At 75.6% G+C, this 2,795-nt stretch carries 2 protein-coding genes; one reads left to right on the top strand and one right to left on the bottom strand.

From position 1 onward, the window contains the following. Nucleotides 1-205 precede the first annotated feature (205 nt). On the top strand, nt 206-1,600 hold the full coding sequence (locus tag L3K22_RS16540; protein WP_263312360.1) for an L-serine ammonia-lyase: 1,395 nt from the start codon (nt 206-208) through the stop codon (nt 1,598-1,600). On the opposite strand, the gene L3K22_RS16535 is transcribed toward L3K22_RS16540, so the two are convergent. Continuing rightward, the coding region (locus L3K22_RS16535) for an AMP-binding protein (protein ID WP_263312359.1) at nt 1,581-2,795 on the bottom strand (1,215 nt) is incomplete at its 5' end. The genes L3K22_RS16540 and L3K22_RS16535 overlap by 20 nt on opposite strands.

The following is a 2,795-nucleotide window of genomic DNA, read 5'->3' as shown; positions in this document are numbered from 1 at the left end:
GGACTCCGGCCAGGGCCGGGGCACCGGACGCGCGGGCGGCCGCGGCCGCTCCGGCGCGCCGAGCCGCAGCCCGCGACGGCACGGGGGACGATGATCGTCGTGCCGTGACGCGTCGGGGGGGAGCACCCCCGGTCACGGCGCGCAGTGCCCGCCCGCACGCGCGGCGGGCACGATCGACACGACGAGGACGTCGAGGAGGACTGCGGTGAGCATCAGCACGTTCGACATGTTCAAGATCGGCATCGGCCCGTCGAGCTCCCACACGGTGGGACCCATGCGGGCGGCGGCGCAGTTCGCGCACGAGGTGCTCTCGGACCCGGAGACTGGTCCCCAGGTCGCCGAGGTGGAGGTCCACCTGTACGGCTCGCTCGCCGCGACCGGCGAGGGGCACGGCACCCTCTCCGCGATCGTGATGGGCCTGGAGGGCTCGGATCCGGAGACCGTGGACCCGGTCGCGGGCAGGGAGCGCGTCGAGCGGATCGAGGCCGAGGGCGGGCTGCTGCTCGACGGCCGGCTCGAGGTGTCGCTGCGACCCTCCTCGATCGTGCTGCACCCGCTGACCTTCCTGCCCCAGCATTCCAACGGGATGACCTTCGTCGCCCAGGACGCGGGCGGCGCCGAGCTCGTGCGCCGACCGATGTTCTCCGTCGGCGGAGGCTTCGTCGTCGACGAGGCGGACATGGACCGCTCGATCGCGGAGGTCGCCGCGGAGGACGAGGGCCGCACCATCTTCACCACCGGGGCCGAGCTGCTGCGGGTGTGCGAGGACCGGGGGATCTCGATCTCCGACGCGATGCTGCTGCGCGAGAGGCAGTGGCGGGACGGCGAGGAGATCCGCGAGGGTCTGCTGAGGATCTGGCGCACCATGGACGACTGCATCCAGCGCGGCATCCGCACCCCGGGCGTCCTCCCCGGCGGGCTCGAGGTCAAGCGCCGCGCCGCCTCCTGGTACGACTCGCTCTCCGCCGAGGACCCGGCGCGCCTGCCCATGAACTCCTTCGAATGGGTCTCCCTCGCCGCGCTCGCCGTGAACGAGGAGAACGCCGCCGGCGGCCGCGTCGTCACCGCGCCGACCAACGGGGCCGCCGGGATCATCCCGGCCGTGCTCTTCTTCGCGACCAACTACATCGAGGGCGTGGACCCCGACGAGATCGCGGTGCGCTTCCTGCTGACCGCCGGGGCGATCGGCTCGCTCTACAAGGAGCACGCCTCGATCTCCGGCGCCGAGGTGGGCTGCCAGGGCGAGGTGGGCTCGGCCTGCTCGATGGCGGCCGCGGCGCTGTGCGAGGTGATGGGTGGCAAGCCCGCCCAGGTCGAGAACGCCGCCGAGATCGCGATGGAGCACAACCTGGGCCTGACCTGCGACCCCGTCGGCGGTCTGGTGCAGGTGCCCTGCATCGAGCGCAATGCGATGGCGGCGGTCAAGGCGATCACCGCGGCGCGCTTCGCGCTGCGCGGCACCGGCGAGCACTTCGTCTCCCTCGACACCGTCATCGAGACGATGCGGCTGACGGGCAAGGACATGTCCGAGCGGTACAAGGAGACCGCCATGGGCGGGCTCGCGGTCACCGCGGTGCCGGTCAGCGTCCCGGACTGCTGAGCGGACCGTCCATCGGCCCGCCGAGGCCCCAGGGTCCCGAGGGGCCCTCTCCCGACGGAGCGGGCCCCTCGCCGTCGGGTCCCGACGGCGCCGCGCTCGCCGCGCCCGGCGGCAGGAACCGCACCTCGCGGGGCACCGCCGCGGCGCCCAGCCGGTCCCGCACCAGGCTCCGGAGCTCCTCGGCGCTCGGCGGCACCGTGTCCGCCGCGGCCGGGGCGAGGACCACCTCGGCGAGGGTCCGCACGCCGAAGCGCGCATCGGGCACCACCTGCAGCCGCGCCGAGGCGACGCCGGGAGCGGAGCGCAGCACGCGCACCGTCGCGGCGGGGTCGTGGAGCATCCCGCCGGAGGAGATCGAGCCGTCCGCCCGGCCCAGCACACGCACCCTGCCATCGGCCGTGATCTCCCCGCGGTCGGTGACCAGCTCCCGACCGCCCGTGAACGGGGTGCGGGCGCACAGCAGCCCGTCGAGCTCCCGCAGGTGCACGCCGTGCAGAGGGCGACCGTCCACGCACAGCGAGCCGGTCTCGGTGGTGCCGTAGACGTCGTGGACCCGGGCCCGGAAGTGGCGGGCGAGGTCCGCGCGCAGCACGGGGGAGAGCACGTCGGAGCCCGCGACGACGCGGTCGATCGCGAGCGGACGCCCGCCGCCGAGCTCCCGGTCCGCGCGCAGCAGGTCCGCGAGGTGCACCGGCACCCCGGTGAGCAGCGCGGGCGAGGTGCGGTGCAGCAGGGCGATGCGCTCCGCGGCGGGCAGATGCGTGAGGTCAACGAGCGGGGCGCCGAGGGTGAGGGCGCCCAGCGTCGCGACCAGTCCGTGGCCGTGCACCCCCGGCGCGGCGCAGGCCGTGACCCGGCCCGGCCGCAGCCCGATCCGACGGGCGAGGTCCGCCAGGGAGAGCAGCTGCGCGGGGGAGAGGGGGCCGCGCCGCTGCGGCCGGGGAGCACCGGTGGAGCCGCTCGAGCGCAGCTCCAGCACGTCGGGGCCGGCGAGCACCGCGGCGAGCACCTGGCGCAGCGGGGCCTCGGCCGGCAGGGCGGCGAGGCCGGCGCGGTCCGCCGTGGCGGTGCCGCTGCGGTGCAGACGCACGAGGTCCAGCAGCTCCCCTCCGGTGAGCGTGCCGTGACGGTCCACGAGCACCACGGCGCGCGGCCTCGCCCCGACCCGCGCGCGCAGCGCGGCGCCGACGTCCCG

This window comes from Brachybacterium atlanticum, from assembly GCF_025669985.1.
In the GTDB taxonomy this organism is placed as follows: domain Bacteria; phylum Actinomycetota; class Actinomycetes; order Actinomycetales; family Dermabacteraceae; genus Brachybacterium; species Brachybacterium conglomeratum.
This window is presented reverse-complemented; position numbering and strand designations above follow the sequence as displayed.